General features: G+C 61.0%; 25 protein-coding genes. 10 read left to right on the top strand and 15 right to left on the bottom strand.

From position 1 onward, the window contains the following. Nucleotides 1–78: 78 nt before the first annotated feature. On the top strand, nucleotides 79–2,760 hold the full coding sequence (locus tag AC1DX6_RS15695; protein WP_477314777.1) for a bifunctional acetate--CoA ligase family protein/GNAT family N-acetyltransferase: 2,682 nt from the start codon (nucleotides 79–81) through the stop codon (nucleotides 2,758–2,760). A 22-nt stretch (nucleotides 2,761–2,782) separates the two neighbouring features. On the opposite strand, the gene AC1DX6_RS15690 is transcribed toward AC1DX6_RS15695, so the two are convergent. Together AC1DX6_RS15690 and AC1DX6_RS15685 are read right to left on the bottom strand one after the other, a co-directional pair. Continuing rightward, a complete protein-coding gene (locus AC1DX6_RS15690) occupies nucleotides 2,783–4,336 on the bottom strand; it encodes a bifunctional aminoglycoside phosphotransferase/ATP-binding protein (RefSeq protein WP_477314775.1) in 1,554 nt (517 codons plus the stop codon). Between the two features lie 48 nt (nucleotides 4,337–4,384). Continuing rightward, nucleotides 4,385–4,783 carry a c-type cytochrome gene (locus tag AC1DX6_RS15685; RefSeq protein ID WP_477314773.1) on the bottom strand — a complete coding sequence of 133 codons (399 nt, stop codon included), beginning with the start codon at nucleotides 4,781–4,783 and terminating at the stop codon, nucleotides 4,385–4,387. A gap of 175 nt (nucleotides 4,784–4,958) precedes the next feature. On the opposite strand from AC1DX6_RS15685, the gene AC1DX6_RS15680 reads away from it, so the two are divergent. After that, a complete protein-coding gene (locus tag AC1DX6_RS15680) occupies nucleotides 4,959–5,795 on the top strand; it encodes a universal stress protein (RefSeq protein ID WP_477314771.1) in 837 nt (278 codons plus the stop codon). Nucleotides 5,796–5,867: 72 nt separating this feature from the next. On the opposite strand, the gene AC1DX6_RS15675 is transcribed toward AC1DX6_RS15680, so the two are convergent. The 7 genes from AC1DX6_RS15675 to AC1DX6_RS15645 all read right to left on the bottom strand — a co-directional run bounded on the left by AC1DX6_RS15675 (nucleotide 5,868) and on the right by AC1DX6_RS15645 (nucleotide 12,450). Further along, nucleotides 5,868–6,314: a pyridoxamine 5'-phosphate oxidase family protein gene (locus AC1DX6_RS15675; protein WP_477314769.1), complete on the bottom strand. Its 447-nt coding sequence runs from the start codon at nucleotides 6,312–6,314 to the stop codon at nucleotides 5,868–5,870. A gap of 11 nt (nucleotides 6,315–6,325) precedes the next feature. Continuing rightward, nucleotides 6,326–7,030 (bottom strand): phosphoribosyltransferase, encoded by a 705-nt coding sequence (locus AC1DX6_RS15670; RefSeq protein WP_477314767.1) that lies wholly within the window; start codon nucleotides 7,028–7,030, stop codon nucleotides 6,326–6,328. Nucleotides 7,031–7,060: 30 nt separating this feature from the next. Continuing rightward, a complete protein-coding gene (locus AC1DX6_RS15665; RefSeq protein ID WP_477314765.1) occupies nucleotides 7,061–7,552 on the bottom strand; it encodes a DUF2267 domain-containing protein in 492 nt (163 codons plus the stop codon). A gap of 124 nt (nucleotides 7,553–7,676) precedes the next feature. After that, entirely contained in the window at nucleotides 7,677–8,954 is a 1,278-nt protein-coding gene (hemA, locus tag AC1DX6_RS15660) for a 5-aminolevulinate synthase (protein ID WP_477314763.1), read from the bottom strand. Between the two features lie 134 nt (nucleotides 8,955–9,088). After that, the gene (locus tag AC1DX6_RS15655) at nucleotides 9,089–9,913 is read right to left on the bottom strand and encodes a universal stress protein (RefSeq protein WP_477314761.1); all 825 of its coding nucleotides are present in this window, start codon (nucleotides 9,911–9,913) and stop codon (nucleotides 9,089–9,091) included. A gap of 445 nt (nucleotides 9,914–10,358) precedes the next feature. Beyond that, nucleotides 10,359–10,973 carry a response regulator FixJ gene (gene fixJ, locus AC1DX6_RS15650; protein ID WP_477314759.1) on the bottom strand — a complete coding sequence of 205 codons (615 nt, stop codon included), beginning with the start codon at nucleotides 10,971–10,973 and terminating at the stop codon, nucleotides 10,359–10,361. Next, nucleotides 10,963–12,450, bottom strand: coding sequence for a PAS domain S-box protein (locus AC1DX6_RS15645; RefSeq protein WP_477315127.1), 1,488 nt, complete (start codon nucleotides 12,448–12,450; stop codon nucleotides 10,963–10,965). The genes fixJ and AC1DX6_RS15645 overlap by 11 nt, the downstream gene beginning before the upstream one ends. A 258-nt stretch (nucleotides 12,451–12,708) precedes the next feature. Here AC1DX6_RS15645 and AC1DX6_RS15640 point away from each other — a divergent pair, with 258 nt between their 5' ends. The 5 genes from AC1DX6_RS15640 to AC1DX6_RS15620 all read left to right on the top strand — a co-directional run bounded on the left by AC1DX6_RS15640 (nucleotide 12,709) and on the right by AC1DX6_RS15620 (nucleotide 17,635). Beyond that, the gene (locus tag AC1DX6_RS15640) at nucleotides 12,709–13,521 is read left to right on the top strand and encodes a universal stress protein (protein WP_477315125.1); all 813 of its coding nucleotides are present in this window, start codon (nucleotides 12,709–12,711) and stop codon (nucleotides 13,519–13,521) included. Further along, nucleotides 13,521–16,148, top strand: a complete 2,628-nt coding sequence (mgtA, locus tag AC1DX6_RS15635; RefSeq protein WP_477314757.1) for a magnesium-translocating P-type ATPase — start codon at nucleotides 13,521–13,523, stop codon at nucleotides 16,146–16,148. The genes AC1DX6_RS15640 and mgtA overlap by 1 nt, the downstream gene beginning before the upstream one ends. 21 nt (nucleotides 16,149–16,169) lie before the next feature. Continuing rightward, the gene (locus AC1DX6_RS15630; protein WP_477314755.1) at nucleotides 16,170–16,643 is read left to right on the top strand and encodes an NUDIX hydrolase; all 474 of its coding nucleotides are present in this window, start codon (nucleotides 16,170–16,172) and stop codon (nucleotides 16,641–16,643) included. Nucleotides 16,644–16,706: 63 nt separating this feature from the next. After that, the gene (locus AC1DX6_RS15625; protein WP_477314753.1) at nucleotides 16,707–16,976 is read left to right on the top strand and encodes a DUF6455 family protein; all 270 of its coding nucleotides are present in this window, start codon (nucleotides 16,707–16,709) and stop codon (nucleotides 16,974–16,976) included. Nucleotides 16,977–17,032: 56 nt separating this feature from the next. Continuing rightward, nucleotides 17,033–17,635 (top strand): hypothetical protein, encoded by a 603-nt coding sequence (locus AC1DX6_RS15620; RefSeq protein WP_477314751.1) that lies wholly within the window; start codon nucleotides 17,033–17,035, stop codon nucleotides 17,633–17,635. Nucleotides 17,636–17,791: 156 nt separating this feature from the next. Here the strand turns inward: AC1DX6_RS15620 and AC1DX6_RS15615 are convergent, their stop codons facing one another. The 3 genes from AC1DX6_RS15615 to AC1DX6_RS15605 form a co-directional block, all read right to left on the bottom strand. Continuing rightward, nucleotides 17,792–18,490 (bottom strand): CBS domain-containing protein, encoded by a 699-nt coding sequence (locus AC1DX6_RS15615; RefSeq protein ID WP_477314749.1) that lies wholly within the window; start codon nucleotides 18,488–18,490, stop codon nucleotides 17,792–17,794. Between the two features lie 131 nt (nucleotides 18,491–18,621). Beyond that, nucleotides 18,622–19,089, bottom strand: a complete 468-nt coding sequence (locus AC1DX6_RS15610) for a DUF2231 domain-containing protein (RefSeq protein ID WP_477314747.1) — start codon at nucleotides 19,087–19,089, stop codon at nucleotides 18,622–18,624. A gap of 116 nt (nucleotides 19,090–19,205) precedes the next feature. Next, nucleotides 19,206–19,439, bottom strand: coding sequence for a hypothetical protein (locus tag AC1DX6_RS15605; protein WP_477314745.1), 234 nt, complete (start codon nucleotides 19,437–19,439; stop codon nucleotides 19,206–19,208). A 140-nt stretch (nucleotides 19,440–19,579) separates the two neighbouring features. On the opposite strand from AC1DX6_RS15605, the gene AC1DX6_RS15600 reads away from it, so the two are divergent. The 3 genes from AC1DX6_RS15600 (at nucleotide 19,580) to AC1DX6_RS15590 (ending at nucleotide 21,902) form a co-directional block, all read left to right on the top strand. Beyond that, nucleotides 19,580–19,894: a PepSY domain-containing protein gene (locus AC1DX6_RS15600; protein WP_477314743.1), complete on the top strand. Its 315-nt coding sequence runs from the start codon at nucleotides 19,580–19,582 to the stop codon at nucleotides 19,892–19,894. After that, the gene (locus AC1DX6_RS15595) at nucleotides 19,894–20,559 is read left to right on the top strand and encodes a response regulator transcription factor (protein WP_477314741.1); all 666 of its coding nucleotides are present in this window, start codon (nucleotides 19,894–19,896) and stop codon (nucleotides 20,557–20,559) included. The genes AC1DX6_RS15600 and AC1DX6_RS15595 overlap by 1 nt, the downstream gene beginning before the upstream one ends. An 80-nt stretch (nucleotides 20,560–20,639) precedes the next feature. Next, entirely contained in the window at nucleotides 20,640–21,902 is a 1,263-nt protein-coding gene (locus AC1DX6_RS15590; RefSeq protein ID WP_477314739.1) for a sensor histidine kinase, read from the top strand. 7 nt (nucleotides 21,903–21,909) lie between these two features. Here AC1DX6_RS15590 and AC1DX6_RS15585 read toward each other — a convergent pair whose 3' ends face one another. Genes AC1DX6_RS15585 through AC1DX6_RS15575 form a run of 3 tightly spaced genes read right to left on the bottom strand, consistent with a single transcriptional unit; the run spans nucleotide 21,910 to nucleotide 24,936 of the window. Next, entirely contained in the window at nucleotides 21,910–23,421 is a 1,512-nt protein-coding gene (locus AC1DX6_RS15585) for an RnfABCDGE type electron transport complex subunit D (RefSeq protein WP_477314737.1), read from the bottom strand. Then, on the bottom strand, nucleotides 23,418–24,140 hold the full coding sequence (locus AC1DX6_RS15580; RefSeq protein ID WP_477314735.1) for an FAD:protein FMN transferase: 723 nt from the start codon (nucleotides 24,138–24,140) through the stop codon (nucleotides 23,418–23,420). Before AC1DX6_RS15580 ends, AC1DX6_RS15585 begins: the two co-directional genes overlap by 4 nt. Before the next feature lie 25 nt (nucleotides 24,141–24,165). Next, complete coding sequence (locus AC1DX6_RS15575; protein WP_477314733.1) at nucleotides 24,166–24,936, bottom strand: FMN-binding protein; 771 nt, start codon at nucleotides 24,934–24,936, stop codon at nucleotides 24,166–24,168. Nucleotides 24,937–24,979: the final 43 nt, after the last annotated feature.

The raw sequence follows: 24,979 nt of genomic DNA, 5'->3' as shown, positions 1-24,979 counted from the left end.
ACCGGAGGAGGCTTTGATCCAACGCAATGAACGGGCAAGATCGATTGGTGACTATCGCCGCGAACGGGAGATACAGCGGTGACGATCCGAAATCTCGAACATGCGTTTGCCCCGAAGTCGGTTGCAGTGTTTGGGGCATCGGTGCGCGACGGCTCTGTCGGGCGTGTGGTCTTCGACAACATCGTCAATGGCGGCTTCGCGGGCGAGATCTGGCCGGTCAATCCGAAGCACTCGAAAGTGGCCGGGCGGCGTTGCTATGCGAAGGCGGCAGACCTGCCAGGTATTCCCGACCTCGGTGTCATCGTGACGCCGCCGGAGACGGTTCCCGGCATCGTGCGCGACCTCGCAGACAAGGGCACGCGGGCGGCGGTCGTCATCACCGCCGGGCTCACGCGCGAGAACGGCCTGCGCCAGGCCATGCTCGACGCTGCCAAGCCCGCCCTGTTCCGCATCATCGGACCGAACACGGTCGGGCTGATGATCCCGCCGCTACGGCTCAATGCCGGATTTGCGCATATGGCCGCCAAGGCGGGCAACATCGCGCTGCTGTCGCAATCCGGCGCCATTGCCACATCGCTCATCGACTGGGCAGCAGACAACAATGTCGGCTTCTCGCAGATTGTCTCCCTTGGCGACATGGCTGATGTCGACGTGGGAGATTGTCTCGACATGCTGGCGGGCGACATCCACACGCGCGCCATCGTGATGTATCTCGAGACAATTCCCAATCCGCGCAAATTCATCTCGGCCGCCCGTGCTGCGGCGCGGATCAAACCGGTGATCGCGATAAAATCGGGTCGGCACGAGCAATCGGCCAAAGCGGCCGCGACCCACACCGGAGCGCTGTCGGGAGCCGATCGTGTCGTCGATGCGGCATTGCTGCGCGCCGGCATCTTGCGTGTCAAAGGCCTGACCGAGCTGTTTGATGCCGCTGAGACGATCGCCCGCTTCGCTCCTCTCGAACAGGCCCGTGTCGGCATTGTCACCAATGGCGGCGGGGCAGGGGTATTGGCCATCGATCAGCTCATCGACTGCGAAGGGGAACTGGCCGCGCTTTCAGCGGCCACCATCGAACGCCTGAACGCCGTGCTGCCGCGAACATGGTCGCACGCCAATCCGGTTGACATCATCGGTGACGCCCCGCCTGAGCGCTACAAGGCCGCCGTCGAAGCCGTGGCGTCCGATCGCGGAACGGACGTCGTCCTGGTGATGAATTGTCCAACGGGGCTGGGCTCGCCGCTTGCCGCGGCAAGCGCGGTGGCGGAACTCACAAGGGAAGGGATGATCGCCGGCAAACCGGTCCTGACCTGCTGGCTCGGAGAACACACCGCGCGCTCCGGGCGGCAAATACTTCAGGATGCAGGCATTGCCAGTTTTGAAACGCCGGCTGACGCGGCAACGGCCGTCTCCTATCTCAGCGAATGGTCGCGTGCCCAGAGGGCATTGATGCGCACGCCGTCGAGCCGCAGCGAGGACGTCACGAGCGACCGAGACGCCGTGCTGGCCATATTCAGGCAGGTCGCGAAGGAGGGGCGGCGAATGCTGACCGAGCCCGAAGCCAAGGCAGCGATTTTCGCCTACGGCATCCCGGTGCCCGAGACGGTCGTCGCCAGATCTCCCGCTGAAGCGGAAGTGGCGGCCGGCCGGCTCCTCAACGCGTCTGAACATATCGTCGTCAAGCTGCTGTCCAAGGCGATCTCGCACAAATCGGACATTGGCGGGGTAGTGCTCAACATTGCCGATGCCGCTGCCGCCGGAACTGCAGCACGCGCAATCGAGGCGCGGGTGCGCAAGCACGCACCGCAAGCCGATATTGAAGGCTACGCCGTTCAGCCGATGGTGGTGCGAACACAGGCGCAGGAACTCATCCTCGGCATGAGCCATGATCCGATCTTCGGGCCCGCCATACTGTTTGGAGCTGGCGGTGTCGCAGTCGAAGTGATGGATGACATAGCGATTGCCTTGCCACCGCTCGACGACGTTCTTGCCGGTGACCTGATCGACCAAACGCGGATCGGCCGCCTGCTTGCCGGATTCCGCGATCGCAAGCCGGCCGATCGGCAATCGATCTTTGCTGCACTCAACGGCCTGTCTCAGATGACCGTCGACTTTCCGTGCCTCGTTTCAGTAGACATCAATCCGCTGCTGGCCGATGCCGAGGGCGTGATTGCGCTCGACGCACGCATCGAGATCGCGCCGGAACGCGTGGAAGAGGCGGGGCCGAACCCCGCACTTGCCATCAGGCCTTATCCGTCGGGTTGGGAGAAGGAGTTTTTGGGAGGCGGCACGCACTATCACATCCGGCCGATCAAGCCTGCCGACATCGCGCTCTATCCCGAATTCCTTGCCAGGATTTCGCCTGACGATCTGCGCCTGCGTTTTCTGTCGCCGCGCAAAAGCTTCTCCGACCAGATGCTGAAGCGACTCACGCAGCTCGACTATGACCGCAACATGGCCTTCGTCGCTCTGGAGACAAGCACTGGCGCTTTGGCGGGCATCAGCCGGCTTTCCTGCGATCCGGACCGCTCCGTTGCCGAATACGCCTTGCTGGTGCGCACGGATCTGCAGGGTCACGGTCTGGGCTGGGAATTGCTCAGGCAGATCGTCGATTATGCAAGGGCCGATGGGATCGGTCGGATTGAAGGCATCGTGCTCAGCGAGAACACGAGGATGCTGGCCATGTGCCGCGAATTCGGCTTCTCGATCGCCTATCTTCCCAACGAACCCGGCCTTGTCGAAGCCAGGCTCCAACTGCACTAAGGTCGATCACTTGCCGCAGCCTTCACGAGGCCGTGCGCAGGGTTTCGGATGCATCCGTCTCGGAAAACCTCCTCAGCTCTGCGACGATGTCGACAAGCTTCCGATCGGCATTGATCTTGCGCCAGCTGGATTGGGTGACGTTTCGCTGCAACTGTCGCGAAAGGACATCTATGGTGGCGTCAGAAGGGCCTCCCTTGCGCTCGCTGACACGTTGCCAGAGAACAAGCGGATCCGCTTCCAGCCAGAACCCGGTGACAGCCACGCCCCTAACGCTTGCCGCCTTCTCTATACGGTCGCGATCGGCAGGCCTGTCAAACACGGCATCGGCGACAACCGAACCGCCCTCCGCAAGGACCAGGCCGGCGCGCCATGCCATTTCGCGGTAGACGCGGTCCGATACGTCCGGCCGATAAGCCTTGTCCGGCAGCCGCGTTTCAGCCGGCACACCGTGCATGGCCTTGCGGATACGGTCACTTTCGACAATGCGGGCGCCTGGCGGCGCACCGACCTGGGAAGCTAGCGCCTCTGCAACTGTCGTCTTGCCCGAGCCACTCAGGCCGCCGATGGCAATGAGCCGCGGCGATGTTTCCTGGAGCAATCCTTGGGCAAGGTCGAAATAGGATCTGGCCTCGGCAGTCAACTTCAGTGAATCGGCGCTGCCCTCCTCGACCTGCGTTGCGGTGACATGGGCGCGCACGGCGGCCCGCACCGCCATGAAAAAGGGCAGCAGGATGAACCCATCCTCATCGTCGGCTTCGTCGAGATAGCGATTCATCACAAGATTGGCGAGCTGCGGAAAACCGCGATGCCAGAGGTCCATCAACAGGAAAGCGAGATCGTAGAGAACGTCGATGCTGGCGATCTGGTCGTTGAATTCGATGCAATCGAAGAGGCGGGGCTCGCCGTCGAAAAGGCAGATGTTGCGCAGGTGCAGATCGCCGTGGCACCGGCGAACCTTGCCAGCGGCTTCTCGGCGGTCGAGCAATTCGGAATGCCGGGCGAGGGCGGTGCGGAAGGCCTGGGCAAAGCGTTCGATCTGCGGTTTTGTGAAAACATGGCTGGTGGCAAAGCCGGCCTCGTTGATGTCGAGCACGCCGGCCAGATTGGACGAGCCACTGCCATTGTGGATTGTCGGCGCGGCACGGTGGTAGCCGACGATCATGCGCGCAACCGCGGTCATCAGCGCCGGCGTCAATTCTCCCGCGGTTGCCATACGATCGAGAAGCTTCGACTGGTCGAAGCGGACCATCTCGATCGCCGCGTCGACCGTTTGGCCCGCACCGTCGAAAGCCAACTTGCCGTCGGCTTCGCGCGTAATACGGCGCACACCCAGATAGAGGCCTGGTGCGGTCTTCGAGTTGAGTTCCACCTCCTTCTCGCAAGCGGCCAGCCTGAGGGCCGGCGCCGAGAAATCGACATAGGGCAGCTTGACCGCACGTTTCATCTTGTAGGCGCGTTCGCCAGTCAGAAAAATACGCGAGATATGGGTTTCGATCGCTTCGACCGGTCCGCCCCCGCCATATGAGGCAGGATCAAGCAGAAACGCGGTAGTGGCTTGCTGGTCTTCGATGATCATGTTTGCCTCGATCGTGCGTCCACCACATATGCATTCCGCCTTCGGATGCTATTGCTGCAGCGTCTGGACATACCCTGCCAGCTCATGGATCCGTTCCGTGGTGACGATTTCGCCGGCTTTCGGGCCGTATTTCTTGGCGTCGCCGGGAAGGAATTGGCGGCCCCAGACCGGCATGTCGCGATCGCCATGCTCCGGCACCATGGTGCGGCCATCGATCGTCGCGAAAACGCGCCAGTAGGGGAACGCGCCGCCATTGTCTCTCGAAAGACGGGTGAGGTCGGCCGGCCGCTTCAACAATTCGTCGCCGAGTGGTCCATCGCCCTTGCCTTCAGCACCGTGGCAGACGGCGCAAGAGTTCATGTATTCCACCTTGCCGTTGCCGAGTTCCTGGGCGCCGGCCGCATTGAAGGCCAAGCCTGCCAGGGCCGCCGCGATCAGAAACTTCATCTGCGTTTCCCAGATTGATCGGCGCTACCCTACAACCCTTATTGGCCAGCACGTTGATGCGGATCAAACGCCCGCCGCGGCCAAGGTGTTTGATTCAGCGCAATGAACGCACCGGCCTCTCTCGCTTAGGCTTCAGCAACGATTGAAAATTCATTCGAAATGAGGAGTTGTTGCCGTGACTTTCAAGACACTGCTTACGGTTACCGGACCAAACCAGGGCGAGGGCGATCTGAAGCTCGCCGCCGGCCTGTGCGAACAGGTCGGCGCCCACCTCTCCGTGCTCGTTCTCGAGCTGGCTGCACCGCCCTCGGGCGGTGCGTATGCGGCTGTCGTCTCCCCAGCCTGGCTCGAGGAGCGTCAGGCCGAGGTCAAGAGGCTCAAGAAGCGGATCTCGGCAGTCGGCGCCTTTCTTGCGAAGAGCCCGGTATCGGCTGATCTGAGCGACGACTATCCCGATACGGCCTGGGCGGACGAGGTCGTCGGAAGGCGTGCCCGCTATGCCGATCTGACCATTCTTGGCCCAGATCTGCTCTCAAGCCCGACGCTGAGGGATAAAGTCATCCAGGGCGCGCTGTTCTCATCTGGAAAGCCCATCCTGCTTGTTCCCGAGGGAGCGCGGCCAACGCTGAAGCCGAAACGCGTCCTGGTCGCTTGGGATGCCCGGCTTGAGTCGTCGCGCGCCGTTCGCGAGTCGCTCGACATGCTGAAAAGCGCCGTAGAGGTTCGCCTCGTTATGGTCGACCCAATCGAGGACGAGTTCCATCACGGCGCGGAACCCGGGGCGGATGCCGCAACCTATCTCGCTCGGCACGGCGTCAAGGTTACGGTCGAGCGACTGCCGAGCGCGAACCATTCGGTTGCCGAGGTGCTTCGCCAGCACGCCGGCGACGTCGCAGCCGATCTGATGGTCATGGGTGCCTATGGTCATTCCCGGCTGCGCGAGCGGATTTTCGGTGGCGTCACCAGGTCAATGCTTGAGGGGCAATCGCTGCCGGTCTTGATGGCGCGATAGCAATTCAACAGGAGGGAAAGGAGGGCCGGTGCAGATAGCGCCGGCTCATTCCATTTCTCGCTGGCGGGACGACTACTCGCTCGCTTCTCGTCCAGACACCTGCTCAATCAGGATCCGGAAGAAGACGTGCGGTTCAGTGTCGGCTGTGGGAGCAACGACGGGCTTGAGTGCACCAGGTTCCCACCAGTCGGGGCGCTTGCTCAACACCTCCCAGGCATGATCCCGCTGAAGCTTGTAGCCGACCCGGTCAGGCAATTCTTCGTATCGGCCATCGACAACGACACTTCTCCATCCTCGCCCTTCGCCATGCTCGTCAACCTGGACGGATACCAGCGGATTGGCCCGCATCCACTCGATCTTCTTTCCCGGCATTGAGAACGCATAGAGATGAGCATCCGAATGGGCGTAATAGAAGGGCACGACGTAGGGTTGCCCGTCCTTTGCGCATGCCAGGTGGCCAACGCGATTGGCCATCAGGATTTTCGTGCATTCCAAGGCAGAAAGCGCGCGGACCAGCATGACGTGATCTCCTATTCCTCAGTATTCCGTGGCACTGATTTTGTGGCGGCTTTCGCACCGGAGCCGGCTGTGTGTTGCCCACTTCGGTGTTGCCCGACCGTTTGCGACCGACCAGCCTCGCCCATCGCAGCGACGACATAGCTGTCCGAGAGCTGAGGAAATCGCAAGTAGTGGTAGCTCAGGGCACGGAACTGTCCCGGCTGACTGAGGCAAACCACACGATCGGCTTCCCGTGCCAGTTCAGCGACCGTCTCTTGCGGGGAAACAGGAACTGCCACGATGATTTCCCTTGGTGACCGGCGCTTGAGGGCGCGGATTGCGATTTTCATGGTCGTACCGGTTGCAGCGCCGTCATCGACGATGATCGCGGTCTTTCCCGCGATCGAGATCGGTTTGGTTTTGCCTCGATAGGCAGCGCGCCGGCGTTCGAGTTCTGGGCGCTCCTTTGCAATCAAGACACGTAGCTCGCCTTCGTCGAGCGCATAGGTCTCGACGATCTCCCGGTTCAAAACGACCTCCCCAGGGTCGCCATCGACGATTGCGGCCACAGCCAGTTCGGGATTGCCTGGCGCGCCGACCTTGCGGACGATAAGCAGGTCAAGAGGAGCATTGAGAGCTCTGGCCACCTCCACCGCGACAGGCACGCCGCCACGTGGCAATGCCAAGACAACAGGCTGATGCAGGTGAAGCTTGCTCAGCTCCAGGCCAAGCCTCACGCCAGCGTCTTCCCGGTCTCGGAACATGGGTCAGTCCACCGGCCACAATTTTCTGAGCGACTTCTTCATCGAGTTTCTGACTTGCACGATCTCGCCATGCGAAATGTGACGGTCCAGAAGCTTGAACACGGCGCCAATCGCGACATCGAAATCGACCTCCTCATCGTAGCCGAAACTGTCTCTGACGCTGAGAACAAAGTCGCGCTTCGTGCGCTCATGCGCGGGCGCAGATGGAGTCCAGCCTTCGAAGTAGATGCCACGGACCAGAACAGGCAGTTGGGCCGAGAGATCGGCCATTTCCGCTTGCGACAGCCAGTCCCGCACAGTGTGAAGGACGGATCTCAGTAGGCGGCACGCGCTCGGCTCGCTCCAGCAAAGATCCCTGGCAAGCTCGTTGACCCATTGCTGTGCCTGTTGGGCAGCGTGCGTGAAATCGGCAAAGGACGTGTGAGAGCTGTGACCCATGGCGATGCTCCTCGAAGATTTGAACTCCATTTTAGGGCGTCGAAAGACTTCGAGCATTGAGCCGGATCAAACCGTGCAAAAGTGCGTGGCCCCGATTATGCATCCACCGCTGCCTCGACCGGCTCGAGGAAGCCGCGCACCGGCTGGCGAAATGGATGAAGACCGTTTGAGGAGGCGGCGTCTAGCCGCCAGACTTCGGCACCAATAGCGGAATGATGCGGTCGCTCTTGGCCACCGATGGCCGGCCTGCCGAACCATAGGGGATGCCGAGCGCGTCCCAGGTCTCGACCAGTGCGTCCTGCAGCGAGGCGATCAGCGCATCGGTGTGGAACGGCGTCGGCGTGATGCGCAGCCGTTCGGTGCCGCGTGGCACGGTCGGGTAGTTGATCGGCTGAATGTAGATGCCGTGCACGCCGAGCAGGCGGTCGCTGGCCATCTTGCAGAGCTCGGGATCGCCGACCAGCAGCGGCACGATGTGGGTCGGCGACTCCAGCACCGGCAGGCCGGCGGCGGCCAGAACCTGCTTGGTCCGCGTCGCCTGGCGCAGTTGCGCGTCGCGCTCGGCCTGCGAGCGCTTCAGGTGGCGGATCGAGGTGGTGGCGGCAGCGGCGACGGCCGGCGGCAGCGCCGTGGTGAAAATGAAGCCCGGCGCATAGGAGCGCACGGCGTCGATCACCGCACTTGTACCGGTGATGTAGCCGCCGAGCGTGCCGAATGCCTTGGCCAGCGTGCCTTCGATGATGTCGATGCGGTCGGCCAGGCCTTCGCGCTCGGTGATGCCGCCGCCGCGCGGTCCGTACATGCCGACGGCGTGAACCTCGTCGATATAGGTCATGGCGTTGTAGCGCTCGGCCAGCTCGACGATCTGCCGGATTGGCGCGATATCGCCATCCATCGAATAGACGCTCTCGAAGACGATCAGCTTGGCGCGTTCGCGGCCGGCCGCCTGCAGCAGGCTTTCGAGATGGGCGACGTCATTGTGGCGGAAAATCTTCTTCTCGGCGCCCGAGCGCCGCACGCCTTCGATCATCGAAGCGTGGTTCAGCTCGTCCGAGATGATCAGGCAATTGGGCAAAAGCCGCGCAATGGTCGAGATCGAGGCTTCGTTGGAGACGAAGCCGGAGGTGAAGACCAGTGCCGCTTCCTTGTCGTGCAGGTCGGCCAGTTCCAGCTCGAGCTCGACCAGCGGGTTGCTGGTGCCCGAAATGTTGCGGGTGCCGCCGGCGCCGGACCCCATCTTGCCGGCTGCGGCCTGGAACGCGGCGATGACGTCAGGGTGCTGGCCCATGCCGAGATAGTCGTTGGAGCACCAGACAGTGATTTCCTCGGCGCGGCCGTTGGAACGCCAGATGGCACGCGGGAATTTGCCGACGATGCGCTCGAGGTCGGCGAAGACGCGGTAGCGACGCTCGGCATGGAGCTGGTCGATCGCTTCTTCGAAGAACCGCTGATAATTCATGTCGACTTACCTTTGCCTATTGAGCATTCACTGATACCGCCGCGCCGCCCCCGCTGCCTGGACTGTGTAGCGGTTTGCGCGAAAAGCCGACCTTGATTCATGTCAATATCAGGGGGCCTGAGATGTCTTTTGGCTCAGTTCGATATGAACCGATGCAGTGATCCGCTGCCCAGGACAGAACGCGTCACGCCGCCAAAGGTCATTTCCCGCACGCGGCTGTGGCCATAGCCACCCAGAACAATCAGATCGGCCGAAATCTCCTGGCCGATCCGGAGGAGCAGGTCCGACGGTTGGGAGCGCCGTGCATCCAAGATTTCCGATCGCGCCTTTACGCCGTGTCGTGTCAGGAAGAGCTCGACGTCCGCAAGATCTTCGGCAGGTGTGGTGTCCCCGTTGTTCACGGTGGCGAGAACGACTTCCGTGGCGGCGATCAGGAAGGGCAAGGCGTCGACGACGGAGCGTCGCGCTTCCCGCGTGTCGTTCCATGCAATCAAGATGCTTTCGGCCTTGATCGAGGCACGAGTCTCCGACGCCACAAGTATCGGGCGGCCGGCTGCCAGGATGAGACTTGCCGTATCCAGGGTGCGGTGATGGTCGCTCACCAGATCGATCGAAGGCGAGCCGGTTATGATCAGGTCGGCGGCACGTGCGTTGAGCGCAAGCTGAGCCGTCGGGTTCCCTATTTCGCCACGCCACGAGGCACGATTGCTGCCGTTGACGGTAGTAAGAAATTCTTCTTTCAAGCAGTCGAGGCGGCCTTCAATCTGCTCCACTTGAGCCCACATCGCCCTAGCCGAGGCCTGATTGTCGACGCCAGTTGGGATGACGAAATGAGGCTCGGCCGCACAGAAGCCGATCAGATCGGCATCATGCCGTTGAGCAAGATCCCACGCCATCGAGATACATGGCGCGGTGATGCCGTCCACGTCCAGCTGAACCATGATCGTTTTGAAAGCCATTGCGGCAACCCTTTTGCGTCGAAGCGAGCTAGCCACAACGGAAGGGCAAGGACCTTGATGCGTGTCAAACGCGGAGATGTCGTCCGACGGCGCCCAACTGATACGAAACGACGATCCGGCCGGTGCCGCAATGACTGACATCCGTCTTGCAGAAAATCGTATCGCTCAATTTCGGAAATGATCCAGATCAAAGCGCCCACCTTCGCTTTAGAGATCATTGCCCGATGTGGAACCCAATCCTAAGCGCACCGTCTGGTCGCGACCTCGAACTGGCCGTCTTCGACGAAGAGGGGGAGCATGCGCTCGTATTTCCTTGCATAAAGGATCGCGAAGGGTGGAGGAATGCCACCACCGGCGCTCGTGTTGACATTCGGCCGACCCATTGGCGCGACTGGGAACCGGAACAGGCCAAGGCCCGATTTGACAAACCTCTCGAAGGCTCTCCCTAGGATCTGGTTTCCACGATCAGCGCCATGCGCACAAGGTGTGATAGGCTGCCTGCGCCCATCTTGCTCATGACGTTGGCGCGATGGATCTCGACCGTGCGCGGGCTGATTCCGAGGTCATAGGCGATCGTCTTGTTCGGCAGACCCGAAACTAGCCCGTCCAGCACCTGCCGCTCGCGCTCTGACAAGGTCGACAGACGCCCGCGGATTTCCGCAGATTGCGGATGCGCAGCATTGACCTGGTTGCGGTTGGCCAGCGCGGAGCGAATCGAGCCAATAAGCACCTCGTCGTCGAACGGTTTTTCGATGAAATCGGAAGCGCCTTCCTTCATCGCCTGTACGGCAAGCGCCACATCGGCATGGCCCGTCATGACAATCACCGGAATTGTATGTCCACTTGTTCTGAGCTGGCGCAGGAACTCGATGCCGTCTATGCCCGGCATGCGCACGTCGGTGACAATGCAGCCGTCGAGATTGCTCTGTGCCGTCGAGAGAAAAGCTGTGGCCGATTCGTGCAAGCGCACAGCGAAGTCTGCTGTGGCCAGGAGAAAACCGAGCGACTTGCGAACATCGACGTCGTCGTCGACCACGTGCACCAGATTACTATCGGCCACTGGAGACCTCTTCTTTTCTCACGATGCGCAAGGTGAACCGAAAGGCGGTGCCCCCAGCCGGCACTGCCTCAGCCCATATGTGACCACCGTGCGATTCAACGATCGTGCGGCAAATGGAAAGGCCAACACCCATGCCTTGCTTCTTGGTGGTTACAAACGGCTGGAAAAGTTGCGCCGCAACCTCCGGGGCGAGGCCTGGGCCGGTATCGATCACGCTCACCTCGGCCATCCCATCATCCCGGGCAACGGTTGTGACTTTCAATTCGCGGCGCGGCGCGCCCTGCATGGCCTCCACCGCGTTGCGCATCAGGTTGAGCAGAACCTGCTGAATCTGGATGCGATCGGTCAAGACCAGTTCGGCGGCGGGGTCAAGCTTGTAGCTGACGAGGAGATTAATCTCCCTTGCACCGACCAGGGCGAGGGATGAGGCTTCCTCGATCAGCGCGGGCAATCGCTCAACCTGACGCTCGCTTTCGCCTCTTGCAACAAAATCCCTCAAATGACGTATGACGTCGCCTGCACGTAGTGCCTGCTCGGCTGCCTTGTCCACGGCATCCCGCAGCATGGGCGCGTTCTCTTCCGTGCTCTTCTCGAGCAGCCGACGACTGCCCTTGAGGTAGTTCGTGATCGCCGTTAGTGGCTGGTTGATCTCATGAGCAAGCGTCGAGGCCATTTCGCCGAGTGCGGTAAACCGCGCCATGTGCAGCAGCTCCTGCTGCTGCTCCTGGATTCTCGCTTCTGCCCGGTGGCGTTCGGTCAGGTCGCGGCAAAAGCCGGTAAAGAAGCGTCCGGTTCCCGGATGCATCTCGCCAACGGAAAGCTCCATCGGAAAAGTGGTACCGTCCTTGCGCGCGCCGGTAACAGTGCGGCCGAGCCCGATGATCCGGCGTTCTCCCGTCGTCAGGTAGCGCAGCAGATAGGCATCATGCTCATCGCGATAGGGCGAAGGCATCAGTATGTTGACGTTTTTGCCAATGACCTCGCCTGACTGATAGCCGAACAGCGTTTCGGCAGCCGTGCTGAAGGACTGGATCCGGCCCTGTTCGTCGATAACCACCATAGCGTCCGGCACTGTGGCCAGGATCGATCGCAAATGGTCCTCACGCAACCGAAGTGCGGCGTTTGCAAAGGACAGGTCGCTGACATCCGTGCCTTCAACAAAGATCGCGGTGATACGGCCGTCGTCGGCCTTGATCGGCTGATAGACGAAATCCAGGATGCGTTCTTCGACCGGCTCGTCGACTTTGTTGCGAAGACCGACCTTTACGCCTTGGCCCCTGTATGGCTCGCCGGTCGTGTACACGTGGTCCAGATGTTCGAAAAACTCATGTCCTTCGAGCTCAGGAAAGGCCTCCCGCACCGACTTTCCAATCACTTGCCTGTTGCCGATCAATCGCTGGTAGGCTGCATTGGTCAGGTCGAAAATGTGACCTGGCTCGCGGATGAGCGCAATAAAGCCCGGAGCCTGATCGAACATTCGTGACAAAAGTGATTTCAGCGTCGTCCCGCCGGGCGACAGACTGAGCTCTTCGTCTTTGATCACCTGAAGTTCCTGGGTTCGAGACGGTGCTACCAGGGCTAACTATCACTTCTCGCCGCACACGCAAAACGGATCGAAACCGGCGCTTTTTCAAACACAGATGCAATTGGCGGGTCCTTGATACGCATCAAGGCATCGGGCGCCGGCGAATGCAATTCATCACGCATTCGACCGTTTCAGCGAAAGGCACCCGCAATGTCCTACAAGTCAATCATCGTGAACCTCGCCATCGATGCGCCCCCCGCACCGGTTGTGCGGGTCGGGATCGAACTTGCCGAACGATTTGGCGCCCATCTTGTTGGCTTGGCGGCGGCTGATGTCCCGCCGCTGGTCGCCACAGGCGACGGCATGGTCTACGAAGGCGAGGTCATGCAGATCCAGAGAACGGAAATCGAAATGCGGCTTGCGGAATTGCGTGCCGAGTTCGAGGATCTGGTGCCAGCTTCGATTACCAGTGAATGGGGGCAAGCGGTCTGCAGTCCGACCCGGTTCCTCAGCGCTTCGGCCAGAGCGGCCGACCTCATCGTCACCGGCGGCGTGGATGGAGACAACGTCTTTCGCGCCGTGGATATCGGCAGCCTCGCGCTCGGTGCAGGACGGCCAGTGCTGGTCACCGCGGGCAATATCGAGCATATCCGTGCAAAAACCGTACTGGTTGCATGGAAGGACACCAGGGAGGCACGGCGTGCCATCGCGGACGGACTGCCATTTCTGGCCAAGGCCAACGAAGTTGTCGTCGCCACGATAGACACCAACCGCGACGAAACCAGCCGTGACAGCCTCGACGATGTAGCCGTCTTTCTTGAACATCATGGCATCAAGGCGCGAACCGAGTTGATCGCTGGCGAAGCTGACGGCGACCGGTTGCTGACATTCGCCCGCTCGATCCACGCGGACCTGATCGTCTCTGGCGCCTATGGCCATAGCCGCTTGCGGGAATGGGCGTTTGGCGGCGTCACCCGCACGCTGATCGAAGAGAGCAGCATCAATCGCTTCATGTCGTATTGATGGTAGGCGAAGCTGACCTGCCATCCGTCCCGCCAGACGGTGCCTATTGGTCGATTGAGACCAATGAGCTCCTGCGCCGCCTCGAGACATCTGCCTCGGGCCTGGCTGGTTCCGAGGCCGCATCGAGGCTCGCAAGATTCGGCCGAAACACACCGGCGTCGAAGTCGAGCACGTCGGCCCTGATCGTGTTTGCCCGCCAGTTCCGTAGCCCGCTGGTCCTGATCCTCATTTTCGCCGCCAGCGTGTCGGCCTTCGTGGGAGAGGGCCAGGAGGCTGCGATCATCAGCGCGATCGTGCTGGCAAGCTGCGTCCTGAGTTTCACCCAGGAGTATGGTGCGTCCCGGGCGACCGAAGCACTGAAACAGCGCATCTCGCGCAGGGCAATCGTGTTGCGTGATAGTGCCGAGTGTTCGATTGCTGCCGAAGATATCGTGCCGGGCGACTTGATCCGCCTGTCGGCCGGAAACCTCATTCCTGCGGACGGTATTATTCTGGATGCGCGCGATTTCAATGTCAGCGAGGCCGTGCTGACCGGCGAAACCTTTCCCGTTGTGAAGGCACCGGGACGGTCGGCGCCCGAGGCTTCCGTCGCACAGCGCAGCAATGCCGTTTTCACCGGCACATCGGTTCGCAGCGGCACTGCAACCGTGCTTGCGGCAGCCACCGGCGCCAGCACTGAATTCGCATCGATCGCTGCGGCCCTGGAGCGCCAAATCCCGGAAACCGGGTTTGCCCGGGGCATAAGACTGTTCGGCTATCTGATGACCGAGATCATGCTGGCGATTGTCATCCTGGTGTTCTTCGCCAACCTGATGCTGCATCGACCGCTGATGGAATCGCTGCTGTTTTCGCTGGCACTGGCGGTCGGTCTTACGCCGGAACTCCTGCCGGCCATCATCAGTGTGACGCTGGCTAGAGGGGCTCGGGCGATGGCTGCCAATGGCGTCATCGTGCGCCGTCTCGACGCCATCGAGAATCTGGGCAGCATGGATGTGCTGTGCACCGACAAGACCGGCACGCTGACGGAAGGCGTGATCCATCTCGACGGGTGGCTTGATATCGACGGCAATCCATCAACCGACATCCTGCTTTGGGCGCGTCTCAATGCGACCCTGCAGACCGGATTGAAGAACCCGCTGGACGAAGCGATCGCCGGTGCGCCAGGCGAGGGCGCATCATTGGCCGCTTTCACCAAGGTCGACGAGATCCCCTATGATTTCATTCGCAAGCGCCTATCCGTGGTTGTGCGGACCAAGCATGCCGAAGATCTTCTGATCACCAAAGGCGCCGTGCCAAATGTCCTCGCGACGTGTGGCTTCGTCCGCACAGCGAAGGGGCTGGAACCCCTCGATGAGAAGCGGCGTGCGGCGATCGACGAAAAATTCCGGCGCTGGAGCGCGGACGGCTACCGCGTCCTGGGCCTGGCAATCCGTCGATTTGAGAGCCGAAAAACGTTCAGCAGGAAAGACGAAATCGATCTCGTCTTCGCGGGCTTCCTGCTTTTCCTCGACCCACCAAAGGAAGGCGTCAGGGAGACACTTGCCGAGCTCGCCCACCGCGGCATCGCGGTGAAGGTCATTTCGGGCGACAACCGTTACGTTGCCGCACATCTTGCCCAGGCGGTCGGCTTGCACGCCAACAGGATCATGACCGGCGAGGAGCTTTCGAAATTGACCAAGAGCGCGCTCTTTGCGGGCGTGCAGCACACCGATCTCTTCGTTGAGATCGACCCCAACCAGAAGGAGCGCATCGTCCAAGCCTTGCGCAGCAGGGGCAATGTCGTCGGTTACCTCGGCGACGGCATCAATGATGCGCCCGCCCTTCATGAGGCAGACATAGGCATCTCGGTCGACACCGCTGTTGATGTCGCGCGCGAAGCGGCCGATATCATCCTTCTCAAGCAAGATCTTGGCGTGCTCGTGCGCGGCGTCGACGACGGCCGCAAGACGTTCGCCAATACGATGAAATACATTTCAATCACCACCAGCGCCAATTTCGGCAACATGATCAGCATGGCTGTCGCCTCGCTGTTCCTGCCTTTCTTGCCGCTTCTGGCAAAGCAGATACTGCTCAACAATTTCCTTTCAGACGTTCCTTCGCTTGCCATCGCAAGCGACAATGTCGATACCGACCAACTGCGCCGACCCCGCCACTGGGACATTCGTTTCGTGCGGCGGTTCATGATCAGCTTTGGCCTGGTCAGTTCGCTGTTCGACTTCGCGACCTTCGCCTTCCTTCTGTTCTTCGCGCATGTCACGGAGGCGGCATTCCAGACCGCCTGGTTTGTCGAGTCGCTGCTGACGGAGCTTGCCATCGTGCTCATTGTGCGTACGCACAGGGCTTTCTGGGCGAGCCGTCCAAGCCCGTTGCTTGCCTGGCTTACATTGGGTGTCGGGGTTGTCGCGATCATGTTTCCCTATCTGCCGTTTGCAGCCTGGTTCGGCTTCGTACCCTTGCCGCTACCGGTGCTTGCCGGGCTTGTCGCAATCACCGCGCTCTATCTGCTGGCCTCCGAGGCGACCAAGCGCTGGTTTTTCAGCCAAGAGAGCCGCCAGTCGCATCGGAAGAGGGCGGGGCAGCTGATCGACCGAGGGCCCAAGCCTCATGCGGCCTATCCGAGATCGTAGGCGCTTGGGGAGGCTTGAGCGATGATGAAAAGGAGCGCGGGCATTCTGCCCTATCGTAGATCGACCAAGGCGCTGCAGGTGCTGCTCGTCCATCCTGGCGGCCCATTCTGGCAAAGCCGCGATCTTGGCGCCTGGTCCATCGCCAAGGGCGAGTACGACGAGGGCGAGCTGCCGGAAGCCGCGGCGCGGCGCGAATTCTCGGAAGAGACAGGCTGGGAACCCAACGGGACCCTGCTCAATCTGGGTGAGTTGCGCCAGCGAAAGAGCAAACTCATCACTGCTTTTGCGCTGGAAGGCGATTTCGATACCACGACGTTGCGCAGCAACATGTTTGAGATGGAATGGCCTCGACGCAGCGGCCGCATGCAATCTTTTTCTGAGGTGGATCGCGGTGAATGGCTGGATCTAGACCTGGCCCGGCAAAAACTGCTTGCCGGTCAGCGGCCCTTTCTCGACCGCCTTGTCGCTTCGGTTTTGCGCCACACAGCCTGTTGATCGAGATCAACGCCATCGGCCACCAACAGTGCCAAGGATGGCCAGCAGGCAGGAGTGATCAACATGACCTTTCTCGATTACCTGATTTCGGTTGACGCCAGAACCGCTCTGATGGGTCGCATGATGCAGAAGCTCGGCGTCGACAAACAATTGAAATCGGTGGCGGATCACGCGGGCGTCACCAATCGGGCTGTGGACCGCTGTCGTTCCTGCGGGCACCAGGATGAATGTTCGACCTGGCTTGACGAACATCAGCATGCCGATGTTCCGCCGGACTACTGCCGCAACAGCGACCTGATCGCACGACTGCAGCACGCAGCCGGCAAACGGTAGTACATCGAGCAGATCAGCCTTGAGGATTTCGTGCCGTCCGTGTCTTGACGGAGCCAATGCAAACCGACTTTTTGCAGTTGATGGGTTTTCATCCCACAGGATCAGGCAGTTTGGACACTCTATTTATTCTAGAAGCATCTCTGCTCTTTGTCGCGCCAGGGCCAACCAACGCCCTTTTGATGGCGGGGGCAGTCAAACGAGCGAATGCGATCAAGCTTTTGGTCGCTCAGGCATGCGGATACGGGATCGCATCCGCATGCTGGTTTTCGCTGCGTCCCGTTGTGTCACCGGATGCCATTCAAATCCTTAGGCTGGTTGCAGCCGCGTGGCTCGTGTTTCTTGGCCTACGTCTGACGGCGGGCGCTCGGATCAACGCGTCCCAAAACGGCGACGCCATTTCTGTTGCGGCGACCAGTGCCTTGAACCCGAAGGCCTTTATTTATTGCCTGGCTATCGTGCCGATCAACATCGAACCGCGCGCTCTGGGGATCTTCTGGGTTGCGCTCCTGGTGATGACAGCCGCCACCGGATCGGTGTGGCTTTTGCTAGGTCGGCGCTTCAGCGGAGGCAAAAGAATGGCAGAGAGAGTCGCGGGCGCAGCGCTTGTCGCATTCGCCCTGATGCTTCTTCGGCCATTGATACTTCTAGCCGCGATCTGAGTGCGGCGAAGCCTGCGCGAACTGTCGGCTGGCAATGAAAACCGACCGCAGGTGGAGGCGCGACCTGTTTTGCCGCTGGGCCGATCCTCGAATGCGACGTTATAACCCGGTGGCACGGCGGCTCGCGATATCAACTCGGTGTTGGTCCTGCCACCGCTACGAAACAAGGATGGCGGACACGGGATCGGCGCAAAAGAGATGGTCCTCGACCGCTTTGACGCCGGCGACGTTTTCGGCCGCAACAATGGCCGCCTGGCGCTCACGTTCGTCGAAAATGGCGCCGGTCAGTTTCACCACGCCATTGTTCACCGTCACGTTGATCAAGTCCTTGCCGGCCCATTTCTGTGTCGCTAGCTCGGTCATGATGTCCTGCCGAATCTGTTCGTCATCGATGGCTGCAGGGGCGGCATCGGGAAGGACGCTGAGCAATGCCCGCAAAAGGTCAGAGCGGGTGATGATACCCACGACTTTCCCAGCGTCGACGACCGGAATGCGTTTGATGTGGTGGCGCATCATGAGCTCGACGACCTCGGCCAGCGATGCGGTGGGGGGAGCCGTGACGACATCTTGCGACATCACTTCCTCGATCCGTCGCCCATTGGCGTGGACATATTCATCTGCGGCCTTTCCGGGGCTGACGAGAAACTCCAGCCAGCGCGAGCGCTTGCGCTGCGTGCCCAGTTCTCCGCGACGCAGGAAATCGCCCTCGCTGACCATCCCCACCAGGGTGCCGTCGCCGCGAATGACGGGAAAGCCGCTAATCTTTTTGAAGAGCATCAACCCGGCCGCCTCGGCGATCGATGCGGACGGGTCTATGCCGACGACCGGCTTGCTCATTATGGCTTCGGCTTGCATGTTCGCTCTCCGGAGTTTGCCAAACCTCCGGCTTCTTAGAATTCCCGTGCATCAAGCGCCTTGATCTGAATCATTTTGCCATCAAGGCAAATGGTCCAAATGTGGGGTCGCGAATGACGGGCGCCTGCCGGTCAACCAGCGATCGCGGTCTTGGCGACATTCACGCCAAGTTCGTAGACAAGCAGTCCACCGTAGTAGGCCGTCGCAGTGACCAGCACCGCTCCGCAAATTTCAATCAGAGGAATGGCGATCGATACCGTTCGAAACTCGCGATTCCGGATCCAAAGTGCGAGCCTTACAAGTCCCCAAATCAAGAAGGCAAAGGCAGTAATACCCCCCAGGCTTTCGTGGACTTCCGCGATGTCGCTGCTGAAGCCGGCCGCTTCGGCGTGATCCAGGGCCAGACCGCCGAAGAACCAGGTCCCAATGGCGAACACCCCGGCAGCAAGGGCCACAAAAGTAGAGATCGTGCCGGCGCCCGATTTCCTGGTGACGGCGTTGCCGCCAGCCAAAGCCACAAGGTCGATAGCCGCAAGCGTGTAGATCAGAACAATAGGGAAATGAACAAGAACGGGGTGGATGTGTTGAATGGGGATCACGAAGACGCTCCAGAAATTGGTAGGTACTTTGGATAATTGCTAGCCGTGCAGCGAGCCTTGGCCAACGACATTTGCGGGGCTAGGTGCTGTGGCGGGCGGCGCTGCGAGCGAGAGAGCTAATCGTTTTCGTCGGCCTCATCGCCCTGCCGGTCATCGCACGCATCGTCATCCCCCTTGATGGCTTTCGGGGTGGTTGCGTCCTGCATCGGGATGGCCTGCAGGTCGATCGGGCCGGAAGGGGCAACGGACGATGGCGCCCCACATGATCCCTCATCCGATTCGGCGGCCGCCGGCAGGGCAAAGATCGTGAGGCCCGCAAGTGCTGCAAGGGCAAACATGGAATTGCGCATGGTCTGGTATCCTTCTCGGCGCGGCCATGATTGGACGCGATAATGCCTTGATATGGACCCTCTGCTTGCTGCGGACTGAGAATGACTGACAGCAAATTGAAAGCTTCAACGTGCGACATGCCTTACCGATGAAAAGCCGATTGAAGCGTTTGGCGGTGCTGGGTCTCGCTGGACTTGTCCTGGCCATGCCTCTCGTTGCACGTGCCGATGAGGACGATGACGGCGACCATGACCGTGCACGGGATTTGTACGAACACGGCGAAATCAAGGGCCTTGCCGACATACTGGACGTTGTGCGCGCCAAAGCTCCCGGCGATGTTGTTGCGGTCGATCTCATCCGCAGGGCCAACAAATGGGTCTACCGGTTCCAGGTCGTCGGTGCCGATGGCCGGCGAAGGACCGTCGAAGTCGACGCCAGCGCCGGTGTCATCATGCGCGATGGGGAGGGTGACTGATGAAGATCCTCCTCGCAGAAGACGAACCCCGTATCGCTGCCGATATTGCGACCGCCCTCAAGGCGTCCGGAATGGCGGTCGATGTCGTGAAGGATGGTGAAGCTGCCTGGTTCGCAGGCGATGTCGAGAATTATGATGCCGCGATTCTGGATCTCGGATTGCCCAAACTCGATGGCCTCACGATCTTGAAACGCTGGCGAGCCAACGCCCGCCGGTTTCCGGTTCTCATCCTCACCGCAAGGGGGATGTGGACAGAGCGAGTGGAGGGCATCAACTCCGGTGCTGACGACTATCTTCCCAAGCCTTTTGAAATGGAAGAACTGCTCGCCCGGTTGCGCGCCATCCTGCGTCGTTCGGCAGGGCAGGCGGCACCCGTCTTGAAGTCCGGCCCGCTGCTTCTGGACACGCGCCAGATGCGCATTTCGCTTCGCGGCATTCCCGTTTCCCTGTCGCCGTTGGAGTACCGGCTCCTGGCGTTTCTGATGCACCATGCCGGGCGGGTGGTGGCGCCGACCGAACTGGCTGAGCATCTTTACGATTCAGGCAATGACCGCGATCCGAACGCAATCGAGGTCATTGTAGCGCGGCTGCGACGGAAGCTCGGCAGCGATGTCATCGAGACAAGACGCGGGTTCGGGTACCTGATGCCCGATGATCCCGCCTGATGGGCAACTCGATCCGCTTCCGACTATGGTTGGCGGCAACCATCTCGATTCTTGTCGCACTCGGCATCGCCGGCGCGGGTTTGCGCTATCTGTTCGAACTTCACGTCGAGCGGCGCGTGGTGGGCGAGCTGACCGTCGACCTCAACGAACTGATCGGTGCAACGACCTTTACAAGCGATGGCCGACTTGTCGTAACTCCAGTGCTGACCGACCCGCGGTTTGCCAATCCCCTCTCCGGTTACTACTGGCAGGTAGAGGACATCGCCACCGGCAGCCTCGAGCGTTCGCGATCCTTGTGGGACGCACAACTGCTCCTGCCTGCCCGGAGCGCAAGTGGTGGGCTGCGAACGGTCGAGGAGTTCACAGGCCCGGGCGGCGAACTCAGTATTGCGGTCGAGCGTACGATCATCGATGCCGGCGGCCGCTCCTTTCGCGCCATCGTGGCGGAAGATCATCGAACCGTTGAGGCGTCTGTAAGCGAATATGTTCGCGACCTCGCTCCGGCTCTCCTGATGCTCGCTGCAGTCCTCATGGCTGCGTTTTTCATCCAGATCACCATCGGCCTTGCGCCGCTGGTGACTTTGCGGATCGCAGTCGGAAGCGTGATTGCACAGCGAGCGGCACGGCTCGATGTGGTGGCACCAAGCGAGGTGCAGCCGCTCGCGGACGAAATCAATCGTCTTCTCGATGCGCAGGAGAAGGCTCTGGCGCGGGCGCGATCGCGCGCTACCGATCTGGCGCACGGCCTCAAGACGCCGCTGCAAGTGCTGTCGGCCGACATCCGTGCCTTGCGCAAGAAAGGTGAGACGGATCTGGCCGATGAGATCGAGAAGAGCGCGGGAGCGATCCGGCGCCATGTCGAGCGGGAGCTCGCACGCGCCCGCCTCGCACCCGGTGTCTCGGGCAAGGCAGCCTGCCTGGTGTCTGACGTAGCTGCTGGCGTCGTTGCCGTCGTCAAACGGACGCCAAGCGGCAAGCAGCTTTCTTTCACGATGGAGGTCGCGGAAGATCTTATTGCGCCGATCGATGAAGGCGACCTATCGGAAATCCTGGGTAATCTGGTCGAGAACGCCGCGCGCTATGCAGAGTCGACAGTCCGTGTCGATGCATCCGCCACCGCTGGCGAGGTGATCGTCACTGTCGCCGATGATGGCCCCGGCATACCGGATGCCGATCGGGAGTCCGCCTTGTCGCGTGGCGTCCAGCTCGACAGCAAGGGCGGCAGCGGCGGCCTTGGCCTGGCCATCGTTTCCGACATCGTCGAAGCTTATGGCGGACGCCTTGCCATGGCCAACGCCGATCCGGGTCTGGTCGTGACCATTTCCTTGCCGCGACACAGTTGAGCGTGCTTCAGGCAAAACCCGGGAAGTAGTCGACCTTTATCTTCGAGCGGCGAACACCCATGGCCAGAAGTTTCCGGCGCAGCGCCTTGACCATCGCCTGCGGGCCGGAAATGTAGAAAGTGCGCTCGAGGTAGTCGGGTATGGCCAGACGTATCAGGCGCTCGTCGATGTATCCGGGATACTGCCCGCGCTCGCCACCGCGCGCCACAGCGTGGACCGTCTTGATGCCAAGTTCCTGTCCGGCCGCGCCAAGCACGTCGCCATATGCGATGTCCTGCTGTCCCTCCGTTCCGTATAGGATGACGATCGGTCGCCGCTCCTTGCGGTCGAGGAGATATTGCAGCATCGAGCGGAACGGCGTGATGCCGATGCCTCCGGCCAGGAAGGCGATCTTGGTGTCACGTCGGGCGGGCAGCGTGAAGTTGCCCGCCAGTTGTGCGGCGTGGATCGTGCCGCCGGGCTTCATTGTCATCAATTCGCGCTTGAAGGCGCTTGATTGCGGATAGAACTTGACGCCGAGGCGGACCGTTTCCTCCGTGGGCGCCGAGGCCACCGTGAAATAACGGCGGTTGCCGCGATTGTCGGCACGATCGAGGCCAAGCGTCCATTCGAGATACTGGCCGGCCTCAAAGGCGAGCTTGCGCGGCGACCGGAAGATGAAGTCAAAGCTGTCTGCGGCCGATTGCTCGATGCGTTCGAGCGTCAGCACGAAGCGTCCCTTGGGTCCCGCCGCATAAGCAAACAGGTTGCCGGCGAGCAGCGCCAGTTCCGGGGTGAAATAGTATGAGTCGATATGGATGTTGGGAGCAAACAGAAAGCCGACGATGGCGGCAAAGGCGATCCGCGGCCATCGCATCGTCGGTGCCGTCAACGGCTCGGTCAGCATCACAAAGGCAAAGAACAGCAGAGGCGACGAACCCAGTGTCTCCGTAAGCGCGGTCCAGTGCTGCGACGGATCGCTGGTTGCCAGAATGGTCGCCAGCGCCACTGCAACAAAGGTCGAGACAAGATCAAGCCGGCGCAGTTTGCGGACAATGAGCATGCCGCCGAAGAGAACGAGCGGAAGCAACGGCAGATTGCCGCCAACCCACCAGGTGGCTGGTTGGTCGAGCAGCAGCGCGGACAGCGCCACGCCCAGCGCAGCCGGATTGAAAAGGTGCTTCCGGCCGATGGCGAGAATGAATTTGGATGAAATCGCCCAGACGGACGCGAATGCCACCGCCGCGATCCCCTTCATGTCTGTGACCGCTACCGGATCGAAGATGAGCGCTAGGATGAGCGCGGTGATGTAGACGGACTCGTTGTTGGCCGGAACCTCGAATATCCGCGCAAAAATCTTGTTGGTGAGCCAGCAGGCGGCCAGCGCCAAAGCCGTCGTGAAGGCGAACGCAATCGGATCATGTGGCACCAGCTTGGCGAAGCCGAGCACGAGCGCTACGCCGACCAGCGCCATCAGATAGTAGAGGACCAGCCGGTACATGGTCAGGTGATCGAGAAATCGGTCGATGGTTTTGATCATGGCAGGCAAAGGGCTCCGAACCCGGTTGTCGGCGTGGCGCGGCCATTGCTGTCTATGACATAGCCCTCCAAGCCAGGCGTCTGCTCGATGAAAAGAACGCCGTCCCGGCCCATGGCGAAGGCAGCAGTGGCGAAACGATCGGCTTCGAGCACATCGGCGCCGATGACGGTCAGGCTGACGATGTCATGGATCGGACAGCCAATTCCATGCGGGTTGTAGATGTGTTGACCGCGGACATAGGTTCCGGAGGTCGCCACACCGCGGCTGCGGGGATAGACGATCTTTACGATCTCTTGGGTGTTGAAGGGATTGCGGATGCCGACGCTCCAGTGCTGGCCCGAGGCATTCTTGCCGCAGGACTGCACGTCACCTCCCGCCTCGATGAAGAAATCGCTTATGCCGGCTCGCTGAACGATGGCTGCCGCGTTGCGGATGGCCCAGCCCTTGACGATGCCGGAAGGATCGAGCGACCCGTCGGGCTTGCGAATGTCGAAGTATCCGTCCGTCTCGTCTTTCGTCTGCCGCGCGAGAGCAAACACTTCCGCCATCTCACCGCTCCACTCGGCGACCGGAACGTCGCCGCGGTTGATGGCCATGATTTCGCTGTCGGCCCGGTATGTGCTGAAGCGGCGGTCGATATGCTCGAAATAGCCAAAGACCGTCTCGATCAGCTCCCCATTCGACGCGCCGCCTATGTCGACCGTAACGGGCATTCCCATCAAAATGCGCGTTTCACGCATGGACCTAGGACGACGCTTTCTTCAGCGCGCCGCGCAATGACTGAATGAAGGCCCTGCTGGTCAGCGTCGCACCCGAAATAATGTCGACATTGGCGCTTTGGGCGCGGATCGCTTCGTCGCGCAGCATGGGCAACGCCTGCCTGTTGATGTTGATGGAGGTGCGGCGGTCGGATGGGTATTTCAGAACCTTCAGCGCAGTAAGCTGCCCACCTTGGACGAGGGCTTGAATCTGGATGATGCCGTAATAGGCATCGGCGGGCGGGCCGGTGTAGACACCGTCGGCATAGCCCTGTGTGGCGACCTTCATACCCACCGGGACAAGACGTGCGGCCGCATCCGGATAAGTCGGCCTCGGCTGCGGGACTGGTATGTAGACGGCTGGAGTCACGGCGAATGAGAGGGTCGATGACGCCGGATCTGTGACAGTCGGCGCCACTGGCTGGTCCGGTGTGGCCGGCGATGGTTGTGGTGCCACCGGAACCGCTGTCTGCTTGACGGGATTATTTGGCCGCCTGGCGGCAACAGCTATGCCCGCAATAGGGAACCTTGTTCTGAGCTGGGGTGAGGGCGCCGGCAAGGTCCGGAACATCGGCGCCGGCGCGGCGGGCACCTCTGTCGCGTCGGCTGGCAGTACCGAACCAAGCACATCGTCGGCTGACTGTTTGCCGGCCTGATCCCAGACATAGGCGCCGGAGGCGGCGATCACCAAAAGTGACAGGGCAATCTGTTTCATCGGAATTGTGTTTCCACTTTGAAGCTTGCTGAGGCGACCCATCCGGTTCGCTTCGGATGCAATATTTCACGACCAAGCTGACAAC

Source organism: Mesorhizobium sp. P2_C4 (assembly GCF_056404575.1).
This window is presented reverse-complemented; position numbering and strand designations above follow the sequence as displayed.